We start from the raw sequence: 17,744 nt of genomic DNA on the forward strand, positions 1-17,744 counted from the left end.
CACAACACGAGGGAGACATGATGAACGGGAACGTCGAGGTGGTCGTGGTCGGCGGCGGGTACGGGGGCGTGATGGCGGCCAATCGCCTGGCTCGGCGCGATGGCGTGTCGGTGACCCTGGTCAATCGACGTCCCGACTTCGTCGAGCGGATCCGCCTGCACCAGCTCGTGACCGGCTCCGATGACGCGGTCGAGGGCTTCGGTGAGGTTCTGGGCGGGAACGTCCGGCTGATGGTCGACGCCGCGACCCGGATCGACGCTGCCGAGCGCCGGGTGTCGCTGGCGGGCGGTGGCACGCTCTCATACGACTACCTCATCTACGCGGTGGGCAGCGGCGCCGCCGATCCCGGCGTGCCCGGAGCGGCAGAGTTCGCTCATTCGGTGTCGGACCTCGAGGGGGCGCGACGACTGCGGTCGGCGCTGGCCGCGGCGCCCGCGACGGCTCCGGTGACCGTGGTCGGAGCCGGCCCGACCGGCATAGAGACCGCCGCCGAGCTGGCCGAACTGGGTCGCGAGGTCACCCTGGTCTGCGGCAACGTGCTCGGTCCCTACCTGCATGCCCGGGGCCGCCGCCCGGTCGCCCGCCGGCTCGCCGAGCTGGGTGTGACCGTCATCGAAGGTCCCCGCGCGCGGGTGACGGAAGTGACACGCGACGCCGTACGGCTCGACGACGGCCGCGAGCTGCCCAGCGCGGTGACGATCTGGACCGCGGGGTTCCGGGTCCCGGACCTGGCCACCCGCAGTGGGCTGCGCACCGACACCGAAGGCCGCCTGCTCACCGACGCGACGCTGACCAGTGTGGACGACGTGCGCATCGTCGCCGCTGGGGACGCGGCGGCGATGACGGACCGGCCATTTCGGATGAGCTGCCAGGCCGCCGTACAACTGGGCGCGGGGGCCGCGGCCACAATCCTGCGCCGGATCGCGGGGAGAACACCCGCTCCCGTCCGGTTGATGTTCGCCGGGCAGTGCATCAGCCTCGGCCGGAACGAGGGCGTCACCCAGTTCTCCTACCTGAACGACAGGGCGAACGCGCTCCACATCAGCGGGCGGCTCGGTGCCAAGGTCAAGGAGTTCGCCTGCCGGTTCCCCCTCAACCAGTTGGCGTCCGGGGCACGCAAGGCCAGTTCCCGCGCAGCTGAAACGCCTCAGCCTGATCACCGCACGACGCCGTCCAACGCCGGACGCGCGGCATAGCCGCCAAGTCCCCTCCTTCGGCCGGACCGACTGGTCCGGCCCAAGCACACAACGCCGCAGTCTCGTATGCCGCGGCCGGGGCGCCATTCCCACCAGATCAGTGGGGAGGCTGCTGCCGACAACCCGGCTTCAGCCTGGGTACATTTCCACGGCCTGCTTCCGGCATATGGGGCCGACCGCGAGAGAGCGAAGCGCACGACATGAACGACCACCCCGCCGACCCCGCGACCGAGGCCTTCGTGGCCCATCGCGACCTGCTGTTCACCGTCGCCTACGAGATGCTCGGATCGGCGGCGGACGCCGAGGACGTCCTCCAGGAGGCCTGGCTACGGTGGGTCAAGGTCGACCTGACGCAGGTGCAGGACCAACGCGCCTACCTGGTACGGATCACGACCCGGCAGGCACTCAACCGGCTACGCACCCTCAAACGGCGCAAGGAGGCCTACGTCGGCCCCTGGCTGCCCGAGCCCCTGCTCACCGCGCCGGACGTGGCCGAGGACGTCGACCTGGCCGAGAACCTGTCGCTGGCACTCATGTTCATCCTCGAAACCCTCTCACCGACCGAACGCGCCGTCTTCGTGCTGCACGAGGTCTTCGACATCGGCTACGACGACATCGCGGCCGCGATCGGCAAGAGCCCCGCCGCCGCACGCCAGCTCGCCTACCGCGCCCGCCGGCACGTCGACGCCCGCCGGCCGCGCACACCGGCTTCCCCGGAAGAAGCCCGTGCAGCGTTGAGTTCGTTCCAGAACGCGCTCGTGACCGGGGACCTGCAGGGGCTGCTGAGCGTACTCGCCCCGGATGTTGTTTTCGTCAGCGACGGCGGCGGACTCAGGCTTGCGGCCCTGCGGCCGGTCGTCGGCGATGACAAGGTCCTCCGTTACATGGCCGCCAGCATCGTCAAAGCCGGCGGCACCTTCACCAGTGAGCTCACGACGGTCAACGGCAACCCCGCACTCATCCTGCGCCTGGACGGCGAGATCGACGGCGTTCTGGCCTTCCGCGTGGAGAACGCCCGCGTCACCGGTCTCTACTATGTCCGCAACCCCGAAAAGCTCACCCGCGTTGAGTCCGAAACCCCCCTCACCTCCCGCTGACCGTCCCCCTGCGACACGGCCGACCGAGGTGCGCAGTGCGCACGTCAGCCTGACTGAAGGTTGATCTTTGCCCGGACGCCGGCGCTGCCGGGGGGACTCACCCAACCATGGAGTTCCGCAATGACCACTACCGACTCCACTCACGAACGGAAAGCACCGGCAGTCGGCCGACCCGCACCTCTCGGCGCCGCCAGGACAGGCTCGGACACCACTGCCACCGGCACCCACGGCGGGCTACCGCGCCGGTCGGCGCTCGACGGTTGGAGAGTGATCACCTGGGTACTGACGGCTGCCGCGCTCGCGGTGGCCCTGATAGCACCGCTTTCAGGGTCGGCGCCCTACATGTTCGTTCTGCTGCTGTCGATTCCGCTGGCGTTCATCTACGGCGTGCGTCGCTACGGTGCGAAGGCGCTGCTGCTCTTCTTTGCCGTGACCTTCGTGGTGAGCAACTTCTTCGAGAATCTCAGCATTTCCACGGGCTTCCCCTTCGGCCACTATCACTACACCGGTAGCCCGAAGCTGATCGATGTGCCGATCTTCATCGGCCCCGTCTACTTCGGCTTGGGCTACCTGTGCTGGCAGGTGGCCAACGTCCTGCTCGACGAGGCGGACACCCGGCTTTCCTGGCGGGCGGGCACCGGGCACCGCGTCAACGTAGTCGCCCTGCCCATGACCGCAGCAGCCATCATGACGATGTTCGACCTCGGCAGCGACTCGATCGCCTCGACAGGCAACCACGTGTGGATCTGGGAGCGGAGCGGCGGCGTGTTCGGCGTCCCCTACACCAACTACCTCGGCTGGTGGCTGGTCACCTACCTGTTCTTCCAGATCTTCGCCCTGTACCTGGCCCGTCGCCAGGCACCCGTGCGAAGCTCCAGGCTCGAACCGTCGCTGCAGTCGGTTCTCGTCTACGCGGGGCTTGGGCTCAGCACCATCCCCTATTTCGTGGCCGCCTCGGGCGACGACATCACGGATGCGACCGGAGCAGTCTGGAACGCGCACGCGCTCAACGAGACGATGATGACCATCAACCTGTTCACCGTGGTCTTCGTGGCTTTCCTCGCCTTGGTCAAGTTGGCACGCCACGACACATGACGCCCCCTGAAGACAGCCCCAGCCGGGGCGCGGTCAGGTGCTGGCCTGCCAGTAGGAGTGGAACGGCGAACCGGGTTCAGCGTCACATCCGTTGGCACTGCGATGCTGGACAAGGTGACCGGTGCGGCGCTGATGGTGGCGATGGCGGACGCGCGGGGTGAGGGGTGGGGCCTGCGCAAGATCGGTACGAGCGCCGGGATCTCGCATGAGCGGGTACGCCGGATGCTCGCATGAGCGCCCGTCTAGCGACGGCGCGACGGTCGTGCCGGACATCAGCATCGGCAAGGTGAGGAAGCCCAGCAGCACCGCGGCCAGGGTTACAGCGGGACGGCTCTGACGTCGGTGGGTGACCACCACGCTCATGGGAGGCGTCCTCCGTCGAGCCTGGCAGCGGACTCGCCGAATACCGCCGGGTCGGCCTGGGCGAGGAAATCTCCGGGGAAGCCGAGCGTGAAGTCGGTGGCCGCCTCCAGGCGTCGCACCGTGTGCTGGGGCAGGGTGAGGTCCAGGGCGCCGAGCGTGTCCTTGAGCTGCTCGGCGGTTCTGGCGCCCAGGATCGGGTGTACGGCCCGCGAGCGTGCACGAGTCCAGGCGATGGACACCTGCGCGGAGGAGGCCCCGATCTCGTCGGCAACCCCTCGCACTGCCTGGGCGACGGTGTGCTCTCGGGCTCCAAGTGAGCGCGGGCTGATCCGCGTGGCCTGTTGTGGCCCCGCCGCAGAGCTGAACTTGCCGGACAGGACGCCGTGGGCGAGCGGTCCCCAGGCAGCGACCGTCAGTCCGAACGTCTGGGCCATGGGCAGCAGTTCGCGTTCGATGTCGCGGTTGAGCAGGCTGTATGGGGCTTGGATGGCCGCGAACGAGGTCCAGCCGCGCCACTCGGCCAGCGTGTTGGCGTGAGAGACGACCCAAGCCGGGGCGTCGGACATGCCGACGTAGAGGATCTTCCCGGCACGCACGGCGTCGTCCAGCGCCCGCATGGTCTCCTCGATCGGCGTGTGCCTGTCCCACAGGTGGACCCAGTACAGGTCGAGGTAGTCGGTGCCCAGTCGCCGCAGGCTGGCCTCCAGGGACAGGGTGAGGTTCTTGCGGTGGTTGCCTGCGGCGTTGGGGTCGCCGCCGTCGCGGGAGACGGTGTACTTGCTGGCCACGACGAACCGGTTGCGACGGCCCGCCAGCAGTTCGCCCAGGATGGTCTCGCTCCGCCCTTCGGAGTAGAAGTTCGCGGTGTCGATGAGGTTTCCGCCAGCCTCGCCGTACAGGTCGAAGATGCGGCGGGCATCCTGCGGCGAGGCGCCGATCTGCTCCTCGCCGAACGTCATCGCGCCGAGGAAGACCTCGGAGACCCGCAGTCCGGTACGGCCCAGCAGCCGGTATCGCATGCTCACGCCGCCACTGCCGGACCTGCTGCCTCGCGGAGCTTCTTCAGGGCGTCCGACCAGGCGATGACCTCATCGAGCAGCTCGTTCAGGGTCGGCTCCTGGTGTGGGCCGGGGGCGATCGCGCCGGGCTCGGCCGGATCGGTGATCTCGAAATCGGTGAAGGCCGACAGAGCGACCTGGGTGCGCACATTGGCGACCTGGAGCTCGGTCATGACCTGCCGCAGGTGCTCTACGGCACGCACGCCGCCGTGCACGCCGTGGCTGACGAAGCCGGCTGCCTTGTTGCTCCACTCGGCGTACAGGAAGTCGATGGCGTTCTTCAGCGCGGCCGGGGCCGAGTGGTTGTACTCGGGAGTGACGAAGACGAACCCGTCGAAGGAGGCGATGGTTTGGGCCCATTGGTGGGTGTGCGCGTGTTGGTAGTCGCCGAACAGCGCGGGCACGGGCTCATCCAGCACCGACAGTCCGTATTCGGCCAGGTCGACGATCTCGAAGGTCGCTTCTCCGGAGGTGACGGCGAGGTGGCGGGCGGCGACCTCGGCGACCCAGCGGGCCGCGACCGCGCTCCGGCGACGGGGGCGGGTGCTGCCGATGACGATGGCGATCCTGATCATGCGTATTTCTCCTCATGGTGTGTCGCGGGGCCGCGGCACGAGGTAAAGTACAACGTGTATGGCAAAAAGTAAAACGATTGTTGTAAATATGTTGGAGGATCTGGGATGACCAGGGAAAACACCACGACGCCTCGCCCTCGCGGAGGACTGGTCGGCAAGCGGCAGGCGATCCTGGACGGCGCCCTGACGGTGTTCGCCCGCGACGGCTACACGCGCGCCAGCATCGACGCGATCTCGGCTGAGGCTGGTGTGTCGACCCGGACCATCTACAACCACTTCACCGACAAGGCCGAGTTGTTCCTGGCCGTGATTCAGGAGAGCGCCACGCGGGCGGCCGACGTCCAGATCGCCATCATCGACCGCCACCTGCGCAAGGTCACCGACCTGGAGGCCGACCTCATCGAGTTCGGACGGGACTGGGCGACGCCAATGCCCGACAGCGCCGCCCACTTCTCCATGGTCGGACAGATCAACGCCGAAGCGGGCCACATCCCTCAGGAAGCGATCGACGCCTGGCAGGAGACCGGGCCACGGCGTGTCCGCCGAGAGCTGGCCGGTCACCTGCGACAGCTGGCCGACCGGGGACTGCTGCGCATCGACGACCCCGACCGCGCGGCACTGCACCTGCTGCTGCTGATCTCAGCCGAATTGCCGGCGCATCACGCTGCTCTGTCCGCCGAAGAGCTTACCGAGACAGTCGCCGCGGGCATCCACACGTTCCTGCACGGTCATCTCCGCTGAGACGGGTAGGTCGCCGGAGAAGCCAGCCGGCGCCCTCGAATCGGGCCCGCCCAGGTCGGGGCTGACGGTCCGCGGTGCACCCGTCCGGGTTTGTGGTGCGGTGACACGGACCCGAGTGGGGGCCTACAAGTACGTTGCCGAACTCGCGACAGGCCGCCCTGTCGTCGAACAGTCGGCATTGCGAGCCGGGCTAGAAGCGGAAAGTGGGCAATCATCTACTCACGAGAACGTCAGTTCGTCAGTGTGAGCGGGTTGACCAGGTCGGCGTAGACGAGCAGGCCTGCCATGATCATCATCACCAGCGCCGCCGCGTACGTCAGCGGCAGCACCTTGGCGACGTCGACGTACTTGGGCTTCGGCCGCCGCATGACCTTGGCGTAGGCCCGCTTGAGTCCCTCCCAGAGGCCGCCCGCGATGTGCCCGCCGTCGAGCGGCAGCAGCGGGATCAGGTTGAACATGCCGATCGCCAGGTTGAAACCGGCCAGCAGGCCGACGAAGGTGGCGATCTTCTCCTCGTTGGACAAGTCGGAGGCCAGGATCTCGCCGCCCAAGCGGCCCGCGCCGACCATGCCCACCGGGCCCTCGGGGTCGCGTACCTCGCCGGAGAAGGCCGCGTGCCAGATGCCGACCATCTTGTCCGGCAGGTTGAAGATCGAGCCCGCCACCCTGGCCGTCTGCTCGCCCATGTTCGCCGTGGCCTGCCCGCCACCCTCGTAGCCGAACCCGACCTGCGGGTCGTCGCCGAGGTCACAGAGGTTCTGGCACCTCCGCGCCGTACCCACTGATCAACCGAGTGGCGGCTCGCCGGAGCTATGGGAGTTCGGAGTCAATTCGTCGAAGGCATGACCCGATCCTGGCGATGCAAGGCACTCGGGCCGCTTCTCGTTCTTGTTCCGCGCTCATACGGTCGGGGCATGAATGACATCCTCGCCCTGCCCACGGGACTGCTGGCCGACGCGAGCCTCGCCCTCGTACATAAGTCGGAGAGCACGCCGATCGCCGATCACAGCATCCGCAGCTTCCTGTTCGCCCGCCTGCTGGCCGAGCAGGAAGGCTGCCTGAACGACGCGGCTTACGACGAGAACCTGCTCTTCGCCGCCTGCGTGATGCACGATCTGGGGCTGGGCACCCTCGCGGCCGGCCAGGCCCGGTTCGAGGTGGAAGGCGCCGATCTGGCGGCATCCGTGCTGACCGAGCACGGCATCGCCGCGGCGGACGTCGACCGGGTGTGGGAATCGATTGCCCTGCACTCCTCCCTGGGCATTGCCGACCGGCGCGGACTGCTGACCTATCTGACCCACAAAGGTATCTTTACCGACGCTGGCGTCTTCACCGACCTCGGCACCGCGATGCTCCAGCCGATCTACGCCACATACCCCCGACCCGCCGACTTGCGCTTCATGCAGGACGCGATCGTCGAGCATGCCGCCCGCTCCCAGGCCGCGGCACCGCCATACTCGATCGCAGCCTGGTACCTGCGCGAGCGGCAGGCCGGCAAGTGACCTCTGTCCTGCCGCCAGGAGTTCCACCCGCCATTCCAGATCGCCGTCGTCTTCGGTGCTGGGCAACGGCAGCAGCTCCAGCACCGTCTCCACGAAGGCCTCCCGTTGCCGCGGCATCACCTGCTCGATGTGGTCAGGCACAGCGACGGCGCCATCGCCTTGCGGTTCGGAAGTCGTAGCGCTCGACCGCCTCCTCTACGAGCTACATCCGGGTCCGCGCGTACGCGTGCAGCACGTCGCGGACGAACCTCGCCCCCGCGGCATCGTCGTACATGCCGGCGAAGCGGGGGTCGTCTACGTACATGTCCCCTAGGCCTTTCACCATCGAGATCGAGCACTCCCGGTCGCCCTCGGCCGTGGGGGTGCCCGGGATCTGGCTCAGCCACCGGACGTGCCGGGCGGCCAGTGACTGAGCGTGTTCCGATGTCGGGCAAACCCCGGCCTTCGCCGCGGCCACCCATGCGGCGACGAGGTCCTCGACGTCCTGCTTCCAGGCGAGCTGCTGGTCAAGGGTCTTGCCGTGCCACCAGTCGTTGCTCACTTGGAACGCCCGCTCGCCCCAGCGTGAGATCACCTCGTCCTTGTAGTGGTCGTTGAACCCCGCCAACATGACGTCCATCCGCGGTTCCGCCCCCGCCTGCAGGGCCTCGAGCGTGTGACGTACAGACCGGATCTGCCGTTCGATGCGGTCTCGTTCCTCTTCCAGTGCGGCGATGTGGGCGCGGAGCCCGTCGCCCGTGTCCACTTCGTCGGCCAGGACCTCGGCGATGGCCGGCAAGCCCATGCCGAGCCGGCGCATCAGCAGGATCCGCTGGAGCCGGGCGACCGCGGTGGCGTTGTAGTAGCGGTACCCGTTCTCGCCGACCCGGGACGGGGCCAAGAGTCCGAAGCGGTCGTAGTGCCGCAGGGTGCGGCTGGTGATGCCGGCCCTCGTCGCGAGTTCCTGGATCGTCCACTCCATCGTTCCAGTGTTACCCGCGGCGGAGCGTGGTTGCGATGATCTCCGAGCTGTCGGCGTGCAGGGCCTGCGCCGCCGTCTGCCCGGTTTCCGCCAGGTAGGTGTCGACCAGCCGGTTGCCCGCGGCGTACCCGGCGCCCATCGGCAGTCCCACCGGGGTGAGGCCGAAGCGCTCGGCGCTGGGGTCGCCGTGCACCCAGGCGGTGAAGTTCTGCATGTCTGTCACGTCGAGCCCGGTGAGTACCTTGCTGAAGACCTCGTCGTCGTGCAGGTGCGGCACGCCGATGCGGGCGGGGCCGAGCTCGTCGCCGTAGAGCTGTCGGGCGAAGGCGTCGGCCAGGCCCTCGCCGACGATGTGATCGCCGACCGTGACGGTCATCGGGTCCCACACAACCCCGCCCGGGCTCCACCGCAGGTTGTGGTGCAGTTCGTGCACGGCGGTGGCTTCCAGCCGCTCCACGTTCTCGGGGAAGGGCCAGAATGTGATGGCGATGTGGCCCGAGATGCCGCCGAACCCGGTCAATCCTTTGCAGGGACCCATGAAGTGCTCGTCACCCGGATCGCCGAGGACGAACAGCACGGTGATGTCCGGGGCCTCCAGCCCCGGCGTCGCCTCCAGCAGTACGGCGAGAGCGTTGTCGAGGGCGCGTTGCATCCGCTCCCAGGCCCCGGCCGCCGCCAGGGTTTCGAGCGCGTCGAGGCAGCGCCCCTCGTCGCGGTCGATGGGGAACCCGGACGTTTCGAGGTGCACGGCGACCAGGTCGACCTCGCCGGGGTTGTAGCGGTACATGCCCCTGTTGGCCTCCAGCATCGAACGCAGCAGGTCAACGCGGTCCGCGACCGGGGCCAGCAGGATCCGCCGCATGGCGGAATAGGTGTCAAGAACAGTGATCGACATGGCCCCGATGCTAGAAGTTGACGCAGCGTCAAGGTCAAACCAGCGGCTCTCTTCGTCGAGGTACGGCCGGCACGCCGTCACCCAGTCCCGTCATGACGCGACGTCGCCGGGTTCGAGGAACAGAGCGCGGTGTCGTGCCCATCGCTTGGAGGCGGCGGGGCGCTGCGCCAGCCCGTCCACCGCCTGCGGGGCCTTTCGTGCTAGGACTGGCCACGTGAGTGACATGCGGTGCCAATGGCTGCTGGGCCTGCGGGCTCAGGGCGGCGGACATCCCCCTGCGGCAACCCCCGCCACCTTGGCCTTCGCCCGTCAGACGCTGGGCAACGGGCCGACGGAGTGGGCGGTGGAGACGGCCGTGTGGATGACACAGGAGGTCATCCGGCAAGTGCCCGCCTATGGCGGCGGGCGCACGCCGTTCGAGACGTTGCGGCGCTCGGTGGAGGCGAGCGTGCTGACGGCGCTGACCGGGCTGTGCCAGGACACCCGTCCCTCGCCGGAGTTCGTGCCGGTGGAGGCGGTGGAGGGCAACGCGGATCTCGTACACCGTGGGGTGCCGCTGGACCTGGTTCTACGCGGCGTACGGATCGGACACGCCTGCCTGCACCAGCGGCTGATGGACGCCATCGACGCCGAACCCGAGCCGGCGCGCACGACGGAGAGCCATCGGGTCAGCGAGCTGTTGTTCTCCTACGCCGACACGCATGCCAGCCGGATGGCCGAGGAGTACATCGCCGAGCGAGACCGCTGGCAGGCCAGCACCGAGGCGGCGCGGCACCGCATTGTGGACGACATCGTGGCGGGGCGGCGGATCGACCAGGAGGCGGCCGAGCGCACGCTGGGCTACGAGCTGGCCCGCCACCACGTGGCGTTCGTGGTCGTCGCCGACGAACTCGACACTCCGGCCGAGGTGTTGCGGCGCTTCGCGGCGGAGGCGGCGCGGGCGATGGACGGCCACGGCGTGCTGACGGTGCAGGAGGGCCCGTCGGATGTGTGGGCGTGGACGGGACGGCTCTCGGGTTCTGCCCCCAGCGCGGACGTCGAGGTGCCGATGGGGCTGCGGCTGGCCGTCGGCCCGGTCGCGTACGGGGTGGCCGGGTTCCGGCGCAGCCATCTGGGCGCCAGGGAGGCTCAGGCGTTTCTGGCGGAGACCCGGTTGTGCCGTCATGCCGGCATCCGGGTCCGGTCGCTGCTGGCGGCGAGCGGGGAGCGGGCGCAGTGGTTCGCCGAGGAGATGCTGGGCGGGCTGGCCGGCGCTGACGCGCGGCGGGCTGAGCTGCGCGAGACGTTGCGTGTGTACCTGGCCTCGGGCCGCAGTCCGCAACGGGCGGGCGAGATGTTGCACGTCTCGCGCAACACCGTGGGGTACCGGGTCAAGCAGGCCGAGGGCCTGCTCGGCCGTCCGCTGCCGGAGGACCTGCTGGAGCTTCGGCTGGCGCTGGAGATCGCCCGCACTCCGCGCTGAGCCCGATCGAGCCCGCCCAGAGCCCAAGCCCCGGCGAGAATTTGGGCCCGCGGCACAAGCGGCAGGCGGCGGGCCCTTCGTTAAATCGGCGTAGCAAACTGATGACGAAGGGAAGCCCATGCGTGTTGCCAACCTCGCCGGCCGGGCCGTGCTCCTGACCGGTGACGGCGCGGTCGACATCGAGAAGGCCGGCGGCGGCCGCTTCCCGGCCGACCCGCAGGCCCTGTTCGAGCGCTGGGACGAGCTGCGTTCCTGGAGCACCGACGCCGCGCCCGTCCCGTTCGACGAGTCCGACCTGGAGGCGCCCGCGCCGGCGCCGCGCCAGGTGTTCGCGATCGGGGTGAACTACCGCGACCACGCCGAGGAGTCGGACATCGAGCCGGGGACGAGGCCGCCGGTGTTCACCAAGTTCGTCTCCTGCCTGACGGGCCAGGACGCCGTGGTCGCGCTGCCGGAGGGCGGGCTGACCGACTGGGAGGTGGAACTGGTCGTGGTGATCGGCCGACACGCTCACCGGGTGGCCGCGGCCGACGCCTGGGACCACGTCGCCGGGCTGACGGTCGGGCAGGACCTGTCCGAGCGCATCACGCAACTGTCGCCGCCGCAGCCGCAGCAGTTCTCCCTCGGCAAATCCTTCCCGGGCTTCGGGCCGATGGGGCCGTGGCTGGTCACCCCGGACGAGTTCGCGAACCCCGGCGACCTGGAGATCTCCTGTCTCCTGGACAGCGAGCGCATGCAGCACGCCCGTACCAGCCAGATGATCTTCCCGGTGCCGGAGCTGATCGAGAAGTTGTCGGCGGTGACTCCGCTGCTGCCGGGCGACGTGATCTTCACCGGCACCCCCGGCGGCATCGGCGGCACCCGCACCCCGGCCCGCTTCCTGGCCCCGGGCGAGCGCCTGCACTCCACGATCGAGGGCATCGGAACCCTGCGCACCACGTTCACGGGAGCCTGACATGGCGTTGCACCGCCTGACCCGCATCACCATCGGCGTCCCCAACGTCGCCGATACCGCCGCCTACTACGCCGACTTCGGCCTGCGGCCGACCGGCGAGCACACCTTCGCCACCGCCGACGGCGGCGAGCAACTGCGGCTCGTGCACGCCCCCACCCGCCGCCTGGTCGAGCTGGGCGTCGGCGTGGACGACCCCGACGACATGGCCCGCATCGGCGCGAGCCTGGCCCGGCTGGACCTGGCCCTGGACGCCGAAGGCCGGGTGAGCGACCCCGGCACCAAGGTCCGCGTCCAGGTGTCGATCGCCGACCGGATCACCCGCCCGGCCGAGCCCGCCCCCGTCTACAACGGTCCCGGCCGCGCCGACCGGGTCGACACCCGCTCCCCCGGCGTGCTGCGCGAGCAGCCGGTACGCCCCCGCAAGCTCGGTCACGTGGTGCTCGGCTCCACCGACCAGGAGGCCAGCCAGCGCTTCTTCACCGACGGCATCGGGTTCAAGGTGAGCGACGAGGTGCCCGGCATCGCCGCCTTCCTGCGCTGCTCGATCGACCACCACAACGTGCTGGTCCAGCCCGCGCCGGTGCCGTACCTGCACCACACCTCCTGGGAGGTCGAGGACGTCGACGAGATCGGCCGCGGCGCTCACCGCATGCTGGAAGGGCATCCCGAACGGCACGTGTGGGGGCTCGGACGGCACCACATCGGCTCCAACTTCTTCTGGTACCTCAAAGACCCCGCCGGCAACTTCTCCGAGTACTACAGCGACCTGGACTGCGTCGTCGACGAGGCGATCTGGAAGCCCGAGGTGTTCCAGGACATGCGCATCCTCTACAGCTGGGGGCCGCCGGTGCCGCCGTCGTTCATCGAGCCCGAAGACCTGGCCGCGCTGATGGCGGGAGCGCACAGCACATGAGCCACCACACCGACGGGAACCGGCCGCTGGTGCTGGTCCCCGAGGACCTACCGCTGGTGGAGGCGGTGCCGCTGACCGAGCGGGACCTGCCCGCCTCCACCTATGAGCTGCTGGCCCGCACCGCCACCGCGACCCCGGACGCGCCCGCGCTGCACCTGCTGGGCGAAGGCGCGGATGCCACCTGGAGCTACGGCGAACTGCTGACCCGCGTGCATCAGGCCGCCAACCTCTACACCAGTCTGGGCCTCATGCCGGGCGGAACGATCGGCCTGCTGCTGCCCAACTCCGGCCACACCTACGCCGCCCTGCTCGGCGCCCAGGCCGTCGGCGTGGCCAACCCGGTCAACCCGATGCTGGCCGAGCAGCACATCATCGACATCTTCACCCTCACCCGGGCCGAGATTCTGGTGGTGGCCGGGTCGGCGATGCTGCCCGGTCTGTGGGAGAAGGCGTTGCGTGTCGCCCGGGGGCTGCCGGGGCTGCGCGCGCTGCTGGTCGTGGGTGGCAATGCCTCCCTCGACGCCGTTCACGCCTCCGCGACGATGCGGGGCGGCGACTTCGAGCGGCTGGCCGCCGAACAGCCCGGCGACCGCCTGATCACCTCCCACCGGCCCGAGCCGGGGGACCTGGCCGCGTACTTTCACACCGGCGGCACCACCGGCACGCCCAAGATCGCCCCGCACACGCACGCCATGGAGGTCTACATGGCCTGGGTGCTCGGCTGCTCGGGCGCCTACGCGGGCGGTGACGGGGTGGCGCTGGCCGGGTTGCCGTTGTTCCATGTCAACGCCGTGCACGTGACCGGGTTGGCGCCGTTCATGCACGGCGCCGGGGTGGTCAGCCTTGGCCCGCTCGGCTACCGCGACCGGGCCCTCATGGCCGGCTTCTGGCGGATCATCGAGCGCTACCGGGTCACCGCGTTCTCGGCCGTGCCGACTGTCTACGCGAGTCTGCCGCCGGTGCCCGACGGGGTGGACATCTCCAGCCTGCGCGCCGGCGCCGTCGGCGCCGCCCCACTGCCCGGCCGCGTGCGCACCGACTTCGAGCAGCGGGTCAAGGTGCCCATGCTGGAGGGGTACGGGCTGACCGAGGCCACCTGCGCCAGCGCCGCCACCCCCGCCTTCGCGCCCCGGGCCGGATCGGTCGGACTGCGGCTGCCGTACCAGCACATCAAGGCCGTCACCATGGATGCCGATGACCGGCCCACCGGCGACTGCCCGCCCGGGCAGACCGGCGTGCTGGCCATCAGAGGTCCCGCCGTCTTCCCCGGCTATCTGGGACCCGACGGTCCGGACCCGACCGGCAAGATCTTCGACGGCTGGCTGCTCACCGGTGACCTCGGCCACGTCGACGCCGACGGCTACGTCTACCTGACCGGCCGCGCCAAGGACCTGATCATCCGCGGTGGTCACAACCTGGATCCCCGGCCTATCGAGGAATCCTTGCTGGCCCACCCGCAGGTGTCGGGCGCGGCCGTGGTGGGCCGCCCGGATGCGCACTCCGGCGAGGTACCCGTCGCCTACGTGACCGTCAACAGCCCGGTCACCGAGGCGACCCTGCTGGCCTGGGCGGGCAAGCGGGCATCCGAGCCGGCCGCCGCCCCCAAGGCGGTTCACGTCGTCGAGTCGCTGCCGACGACCACGGTTGGCAAGCTGTTCAAGCCCGAACTGGTCGCCGACGCCGTGCGCCGCCTCCTGGCCGAGCTCGCCCCCGGCCATCCGGCCGACGTCGTGCTGGAGGACGGCCGCCCGGTCGCCCTGATCGACCCGGACCCGGACCTGGCCGCCGCCCTCGACCGGCACAACATCGCCTACCGTACGAGGGCCTCATGATCGACCAGCGCGTCCGCGATCTCCTCAGCCGCCGGACCGCCGGAGTCCTGGCCACCACCCGGCCCGACGGCACCGCCCGTACTCAGGAGGAATCCGCATGACCGGCCGCATCGACGTTCACCAGCACCTGGTCCCCGAGCCGTACGCCCGCTGGCTGCAATCCCACGGCGTGGACGCGCCGGGCGGGCGACCGCTCCCGGCGTGGAGTCCCGCCGAGGCGCTGGAGCTGATGGATCGCCAAGGCATCGCCACCGCGATCCTGTCGCTGACCACGCCCGGCGCCTTCCTGGGTGACGGGAGCGATGCCGCGTATGTGGCCCGGCAGGCAAACGAGTACGCCGCACAGCTCGCCGCCGACCGCCCCGGCCGGTTCGGCTTCTTCGCCACACTGACCCTGCCCGATGTCAAGGCCGCCGTAGCCGAGGCCGCCCACGCGCTGGACGAGTTGTCCGCCGACGGGGTGATGCTGCTGGCGAACAGCCACGGCGCCTACTTGGGCGACCCGGCCTTCGACCCGCTCATGGCCGCCCTCGACGAGCACGCCGCCGTCGTCTTCGTCCACCCCGCCCAACTGCCCGGGCCCACGGTCGAAGGTATCCCGCCGTTCGCCGCCGACTTCCTGCTCGACACCACCCGCGCCGCCTTCACCCTGGTCAAGCACGACGTGCCGCGGCGCTTCCCGAACATCCGCTTCATCCTCTCCCACGCCGGCGGATTCGTCCCGTACGCCGCCCACCGCCTGGCCATCACCGTCTTCGGCGACACCGGCCGCGACCCGAATCAGGTCCTGGCAGACCTGGCCGGCTTCTACTTCGACACCGCCCTGTCCGCCAGCCCAGCCGCCCTGCCCTCCCTGCTCGCCTTCGCCAAGCCCGGCCACGTCCTGTACGGCAGCGACTGGCCCTTCGCCCCCGAACTCGCCGTCACCTACTTCAACACCTGGGCGGACGACGACGCCATCAACCACCGCAACGCCCGCGAGCTGTTCCCCCGCCTGAAGGAGGCACCCCATGCTTGACGTGCTCATCGTGGGCGGCGGCGGCGCCGGCCTGACCGCCTCCATGCTGCTGTCCCGCCTCGGCGTCGACCAGCTGCTCGTCAGCTCCCTGCAGGCCACGTCCGTGCTGCCCAAGGCGCACGTGCTCAACCAGCGCACCATGGAGATCCTCTCCGACCTCGGGATCTCCGAGACCATCTACGAGCGCGGCACCCCGCCCGAGCAGATGCGCTACTCCGGCTGGTACGCCGGCCTGGCCGGCCCCACCGGCGACTACGGCCGCCGCTTCGGCCTGGTCGAGTCATGGGGTTGCGGCGGCCTGTCCGACGACTGGGCCGCCGCCAGCCCTCAGCGCCAGACCAACCTGCCGCAGATCCGGCTGGAGCCCATCCTCAAGGCCCGCGCCGAGGAACTGGCCCCCGGCCGCATCCGCTTCGGCCATGAGCTGACCACCTTCACCACCGACGCCGACGGCGTCACCGCCACCGTCCTGGACCGCGGCAGCGGCCACACCTATGAGGTGCGCGCCCGCTACCTGCTGGCCTGCGACGGTGGCCGCACCGTCGGACGCCGGCTCGGCGTCGTCATGGAGGGCGCCCGCGACCTGGCCCGCATCGCCACCGTCCACCTGTCGGCCGACCTGTCGGCCTTCGCCCACGACCCCGAGGTGCTCATCCGCTGGCTGACCCTCCCCCACACCGGCGGCGGCGCCACCATGGTCCCCATGGGGCCCGACCACTGGGGCCTCGAATCGGAGGAATGGGTCGTCCACCTCAACTACGCCGCCGACGACCCGCGCGGCCTCGACGACGAGCAGGTCGCCGCCGACCTGCGCACCGCGCTCGGCCTGGAGGACCACCCGCTCACCGTGCACCTCATCACCCGCTGGTCCATCGAGGGCGTGGTCGCTGACCGCTTCCGCGACGGCCGCGTCTTCCTGCTCGGCGATGCCGCCCACCGTCACCCGCCCACCGGCGGCCTCGGCCTCAACTCCGCGATCCAGGACGCCGCCAACCTGTCCTGGAAACTCGCCGCCGTCCTGCACGGCCACGCCGACAAGCGGCTCCTGGACACCTACGAGCCCGAGCGCAAGCCCGTCACCGCCCGTAACGTGCAACGCTCGGTCGAGAACGCCCTCAACCACATCGTCACCAGCCAGGCCGCCGGCATCGTGCCCGGGGCCGATCCGGAGACGAACTGGCGGCAGATGCGCCGCCTGTGGAGCGGGCTGCCCGAGGACGCCGAATACGCCCGCGCCGTCCGACGCGCCATCGCGGGGCAGTCCATGGAGTTCAACGAGCACAACATCGAGTACGGCTACACCTACGCCTCGGCCGCCGTCGTCGACGACGGCACCCCCGAACCGGACAATCCCGACCCGATCCGCCTCTACCAGCCGTGCGCCCGGCCCGGCCACCCCTTGCCGCACGCCTGGCTGGAAGACGACCACGGCCACCGCCTGCCCGTCCACGACCTTGTCCGGCCGGGCAGGTTCCTGCTCATCGCCGGTGAGGACGGCCATGACTGGTGCCGGGCCGCCGCGAAGCTCGCCGACACCTGGCCGCTGGACGCCGTCCGCGTCGGGCATCTGGACGGCGACCTGCTCGACCCGCGCTCCACCTGGACCCGCCACCGCGGCCACGGCCCGGCCGGAGCGGTCCTGGTCCGTCCCGACCGGTTCGTCGCCTGGCGCGCCCAGGAGCCTGCCGACACGGCGGCCCAGCTGTCCCAGGCCCTGCAGTCGATCCTCGGCCAGGCCACCACGCCGTGACCCAGCACCCCAGGACCCGCCACCGCTACGACCCCGACCGCACCTACGTCGCGCACGACTTCCCTGAGCGGACCTTCGGCACCGGCGAGATCCACCTCAACTACGCCGTGGCCGGCGCCGACGACCTGCCCGCGCTGCTGCTCCACTCCGAGGTCGACACCTCCTGCGGCCAGTCGCTGCCACAGGGCGTCGGCCCGATGTTCGCCCTGTGGAGCAAGCACCTCGGCGATCAACGGGCCGAACACGCTCCGCGCACGCGACCGGGACGATCAGGGCGATTCGGAGAGTCGTGACCCGGGCCATGAATCCGATGAGTGAGGGTCCTGGGAGG

Annotated in this window: 18 protein-coding genes; 13 read left to right on the forward strand and 5 right to left on the reverse strand. The window is 70.0% G+C overall.

The window, feature by feature from the left end; all coding sequences use genetic code 11:
- Positions 1 to 20 precede the first annotated feature (20 nt).
- From ACGFNP_RS47895 to ACGFNP_RS47910, 4 genes are all read left to right on the forward strand, one after another.
- Positions 21 to 1,196 (forward strand): NAD(P)/FAD-dependent oxidoreductase, encoded by a 1,176-nt coding sequence (locus ACGFNP_RS47895; RefSeq protein WP_393329745.1) that lies wholly within the window; start codon positions 21 to 23, stop codon positions 1,194 to 1,196.
- Positions 1,197 to 1,396: 200 nt separating this feature from the next.
- Entirely contained in the window at positions 1,397 to 2,293 is an 897-nt protein-coding gene (locus ACGFNP_RS47900) for an RNA polymerase sigma-70 factor (protein WP_393329746.1), read from the forward strand.
- Positions 2,294 to 2,413: 120 nt separating this feature from the next.
- Positions 2,414 to 3,388 (forward strand): carotenoid biosynthesis protein, encoded by a 975-nt coding sequence (locus ACGFNP_RS47905; protein WP_393329748.1) that lies wholly within the window; start codon positions 2,414 to 2,416, stop codon positions 3,386 to 3,388.
- A 102-nt stretch (positions 3,389 to 3,490) separates the two neighbouring features.
- Complete coding sequence (locus ACGFNP_RS47910; RefSeq protein ID WP_393329750.1) at positions 3,491 to 3,622, forward strand: hypothetical protein; 132 nt, start codon at positions 3,491 to 3,493, stop codon at positions 3,620 to 3,622.
- Between the two features lie 125 nt (positions 3,623 to 3,747).
- Here ACGFNP_RS47910 and ACGFNP_RS47915 read toward each other — a convergent pair whose 3' ends face one another.
- Together ACGFNP_RS47915 and ACGFNP_RS47920 are read right to left on the reverse strand one after the other, a co-directional pair.
- The gene (locus tag ACGFNP_RS47915; protein ID WP_393330134.1) at positions 3,748 to 4,770 is read right to left on the reverse strand and encodes an aldo/keto reductase; all 1,023 of its coding nucleotides are present in this window, start codon (positions 4,768 to 4,770) and stop codon (positions 3,748 to 3,750) included.
- 2 nt (positions 4,771 to 4,772) lie between these two features.
- The gene (locus tag ACGFNP_RS47920) at positions 4,773 to 5,384 is read right to left on the reverse strand and encodes an NADPH-dependent FMN reductase (protein ID WP_393329752.1); all 612 of its coding nucleotides are present in this window, start codon (positions 5,382 to 5,384) and stop codon (positions 4,773 to 4,775) included.
- A gap of 105 nt (positions 5,385 to 5,489) precedes the next feature.
- Between ACGFNP_RS47920 and ACGFNP_RS47925 the strand changes: the two genes are divergently transcribed.
- Positions 5,490 to 6,125 carry a TetR/AcrR family transcriptional regulator gene (locus ACGFNP_RS47925; RefSeq protein ID WP_358327378.1) on the forward strand — a complete coding sequence of 212 codons (636 nt, stop codon included), beginning with the start codon at positions 5,490 to 5,492 and terminating at the stop codon, positions 6,123 to 6,125.
- A gap of 230 nt (positions 6,126 to 6,355) precedes the next feature.
- Here ACGFNP_RS47925 and ACGFNP_RS47930 read toward each other — a convergent pair whose 3' ends face one another.
- Positions 6,356 to 6,907, reverse strand: a complete 552-nt coding sequence (locus ACGFNP_RS47930; protein WP_393329754.1) for a site-2 protease family protein — start codon at positions 6,905 to 6,907, stop codon at positions 6,356 to 6,358.
- A 132-nt stretch (positions 6,908 to 7,039) separates the two neighbouring features.
- Between ACGFNP_RS47930 and ACGFNP_RS47935 the strand changes: the two genes are divergently transcribed.
- A complete protein-coding gene (locus ACGFNP_RS47935; RefSeq protein ID WP_393329755.1) occupies positions 7,040 to 7,627 on the forward strand; it encodes an HD domain-containing protein in 588 nt (195 codons plus the stop codon).
- Between the two features lie 202 nt (positions 7,628 to 7,829).
- On the opposite strand, the gene ACGFNP_RS47940 is transcribed toward ACGFNP_RS47935, so the two are convergent.
- Complete coding sequence (locus ACGFNP_RS47940) at positions 7,830 to 8,588, reverse strand: MerR family transcriptional regulator (RefSeq protein ID WP_358327384.1); 759 nt, start codon at positions 8,586 to 8,588, stop codon at positions 7,830 to 7,832.
- 10 nt (positions 8,589 to 8,598) lie between these two features.
- Positions 8,599 to 9,483 carry a DUF2268 domain-containing protein gene (locus ACGFNP_RS47945; RefSeq protein ID WP_393329757.1) on the reverse strand — a complete coding sequence of 295 codons (885 nt, stop codon included), beginning with the start codon at positions 9,481 to 9,483 and terminating at the stop codon, positions 8,599 to 8,601.
- A gap of 223 nt (positions 9,484 to 9,706) precedes the next feature.
- Here ACGFNP_RS47945 and ACGFNP_RS47950 point away from each other — a divergent pair, with 223 nt between their 5' ends.
- From ACGFNP_RS47950 to ACGFNP_RS47980, 7 genes are all read left to right on the forward strand, one after another.
- The gene (locus ACGFNP_RS47950) at positions 9,707 to 10,945 is read left to right on the forward strand and encodes a PucR family transcriptional regulator (protein ID WP_393330137.1); all 1,239 of its coding nucleotides are present in this window, start codon (positions 9,707 to 9,709) and stop codon (positions 10,943 to 10,945) included.
- Between the two features lie 118 nt (positions 10,946 to 11,063).
- On the forward strand, positions 11,064 to 11,900 hold the full coding sequence (locus tag ACGFNP_RS47955) for a fumarylacetoacetate hydrolase family protein (RefSeq protein ID WP_393329759.1): 837 nt from the start codon (positions 11,064 to 11,066) through the stop codon (positions 11,898 to 11,900).
- A 1-nt stretch (position 11,901) separates the two neighbouring features.
- Positions 11,902 to 12,813, forward strand: coding sequence for a VOC family protein (locus ACGFNP_RS47960; protein WP_393329761.1), 912 nt, complete (start codon positions 11,902 to 11,904; stop codon positions 12,811 to 12,813).
- A complete protein-coding gene (locus tag ACGFNP_RS47965; RefSeq protein WP_393329763.1) occupies positions 12,810 to 14,645 on the forward strand; it encodes an acyl-CoA synthetase in 1,836 nt (611 codons plus the stop codon). Before ACGFNP_RS47960 ends, ACGFNP_RS47965 begins: the two co-directional genes overlap by 4 nt.
- A gap of 97 nt (positions 14,646 to 14,742) precedes the next feature.
- On the forward strand, positions 14,743 to 15,663 hold the full coding sequence (locus tag ACGFNP_RS47970) for an amidohydrolase family protein (RefSeq protein ID WP_393329764.1): 921 nt from the start codon (positions 14,743 to 14,745) through the stop codon (positions 15,661 to 15,663).
- Complete coding sequence (locus ACGFNP_RS47975) at positions 15,656 to 17,413, forward strand: FAD-dependent monooxygenase (RefSeq protein ID WP_393329766.1); 1,758 nt, start codon at positions 15,656 to 15,658, stop codon at positions 17,411 to 17,413. Before ACGFNP_RS47970 ends, ACGFNP_RS47975 begins: the two co-directional genes overlap by 8 nt.
- Entirely contained in the window at positions 17,410 to 17,706 is a 297-nt protein-coding gene (locus ACGFNP_RS47980; protein WP_393329768.1) for a hypothetical protein, read from the forward strand. Before ACGFNP_RS47975 ends, ACGFNP_RS47980 begins: the two co-directional genes overlap by 4 nt.
- Positions 17,707 to 17,744: the final 38 nt, after the last annotated feature.

Source organism: Nonomuraea sp. NPDC049269 (genome assembly GCF_043197155.1).
Lineage (GTDB): Bacteria > Actinomycetota > Actinomycetes > Streptosporangiales > Streptosporangiaceae > Nonomuraea.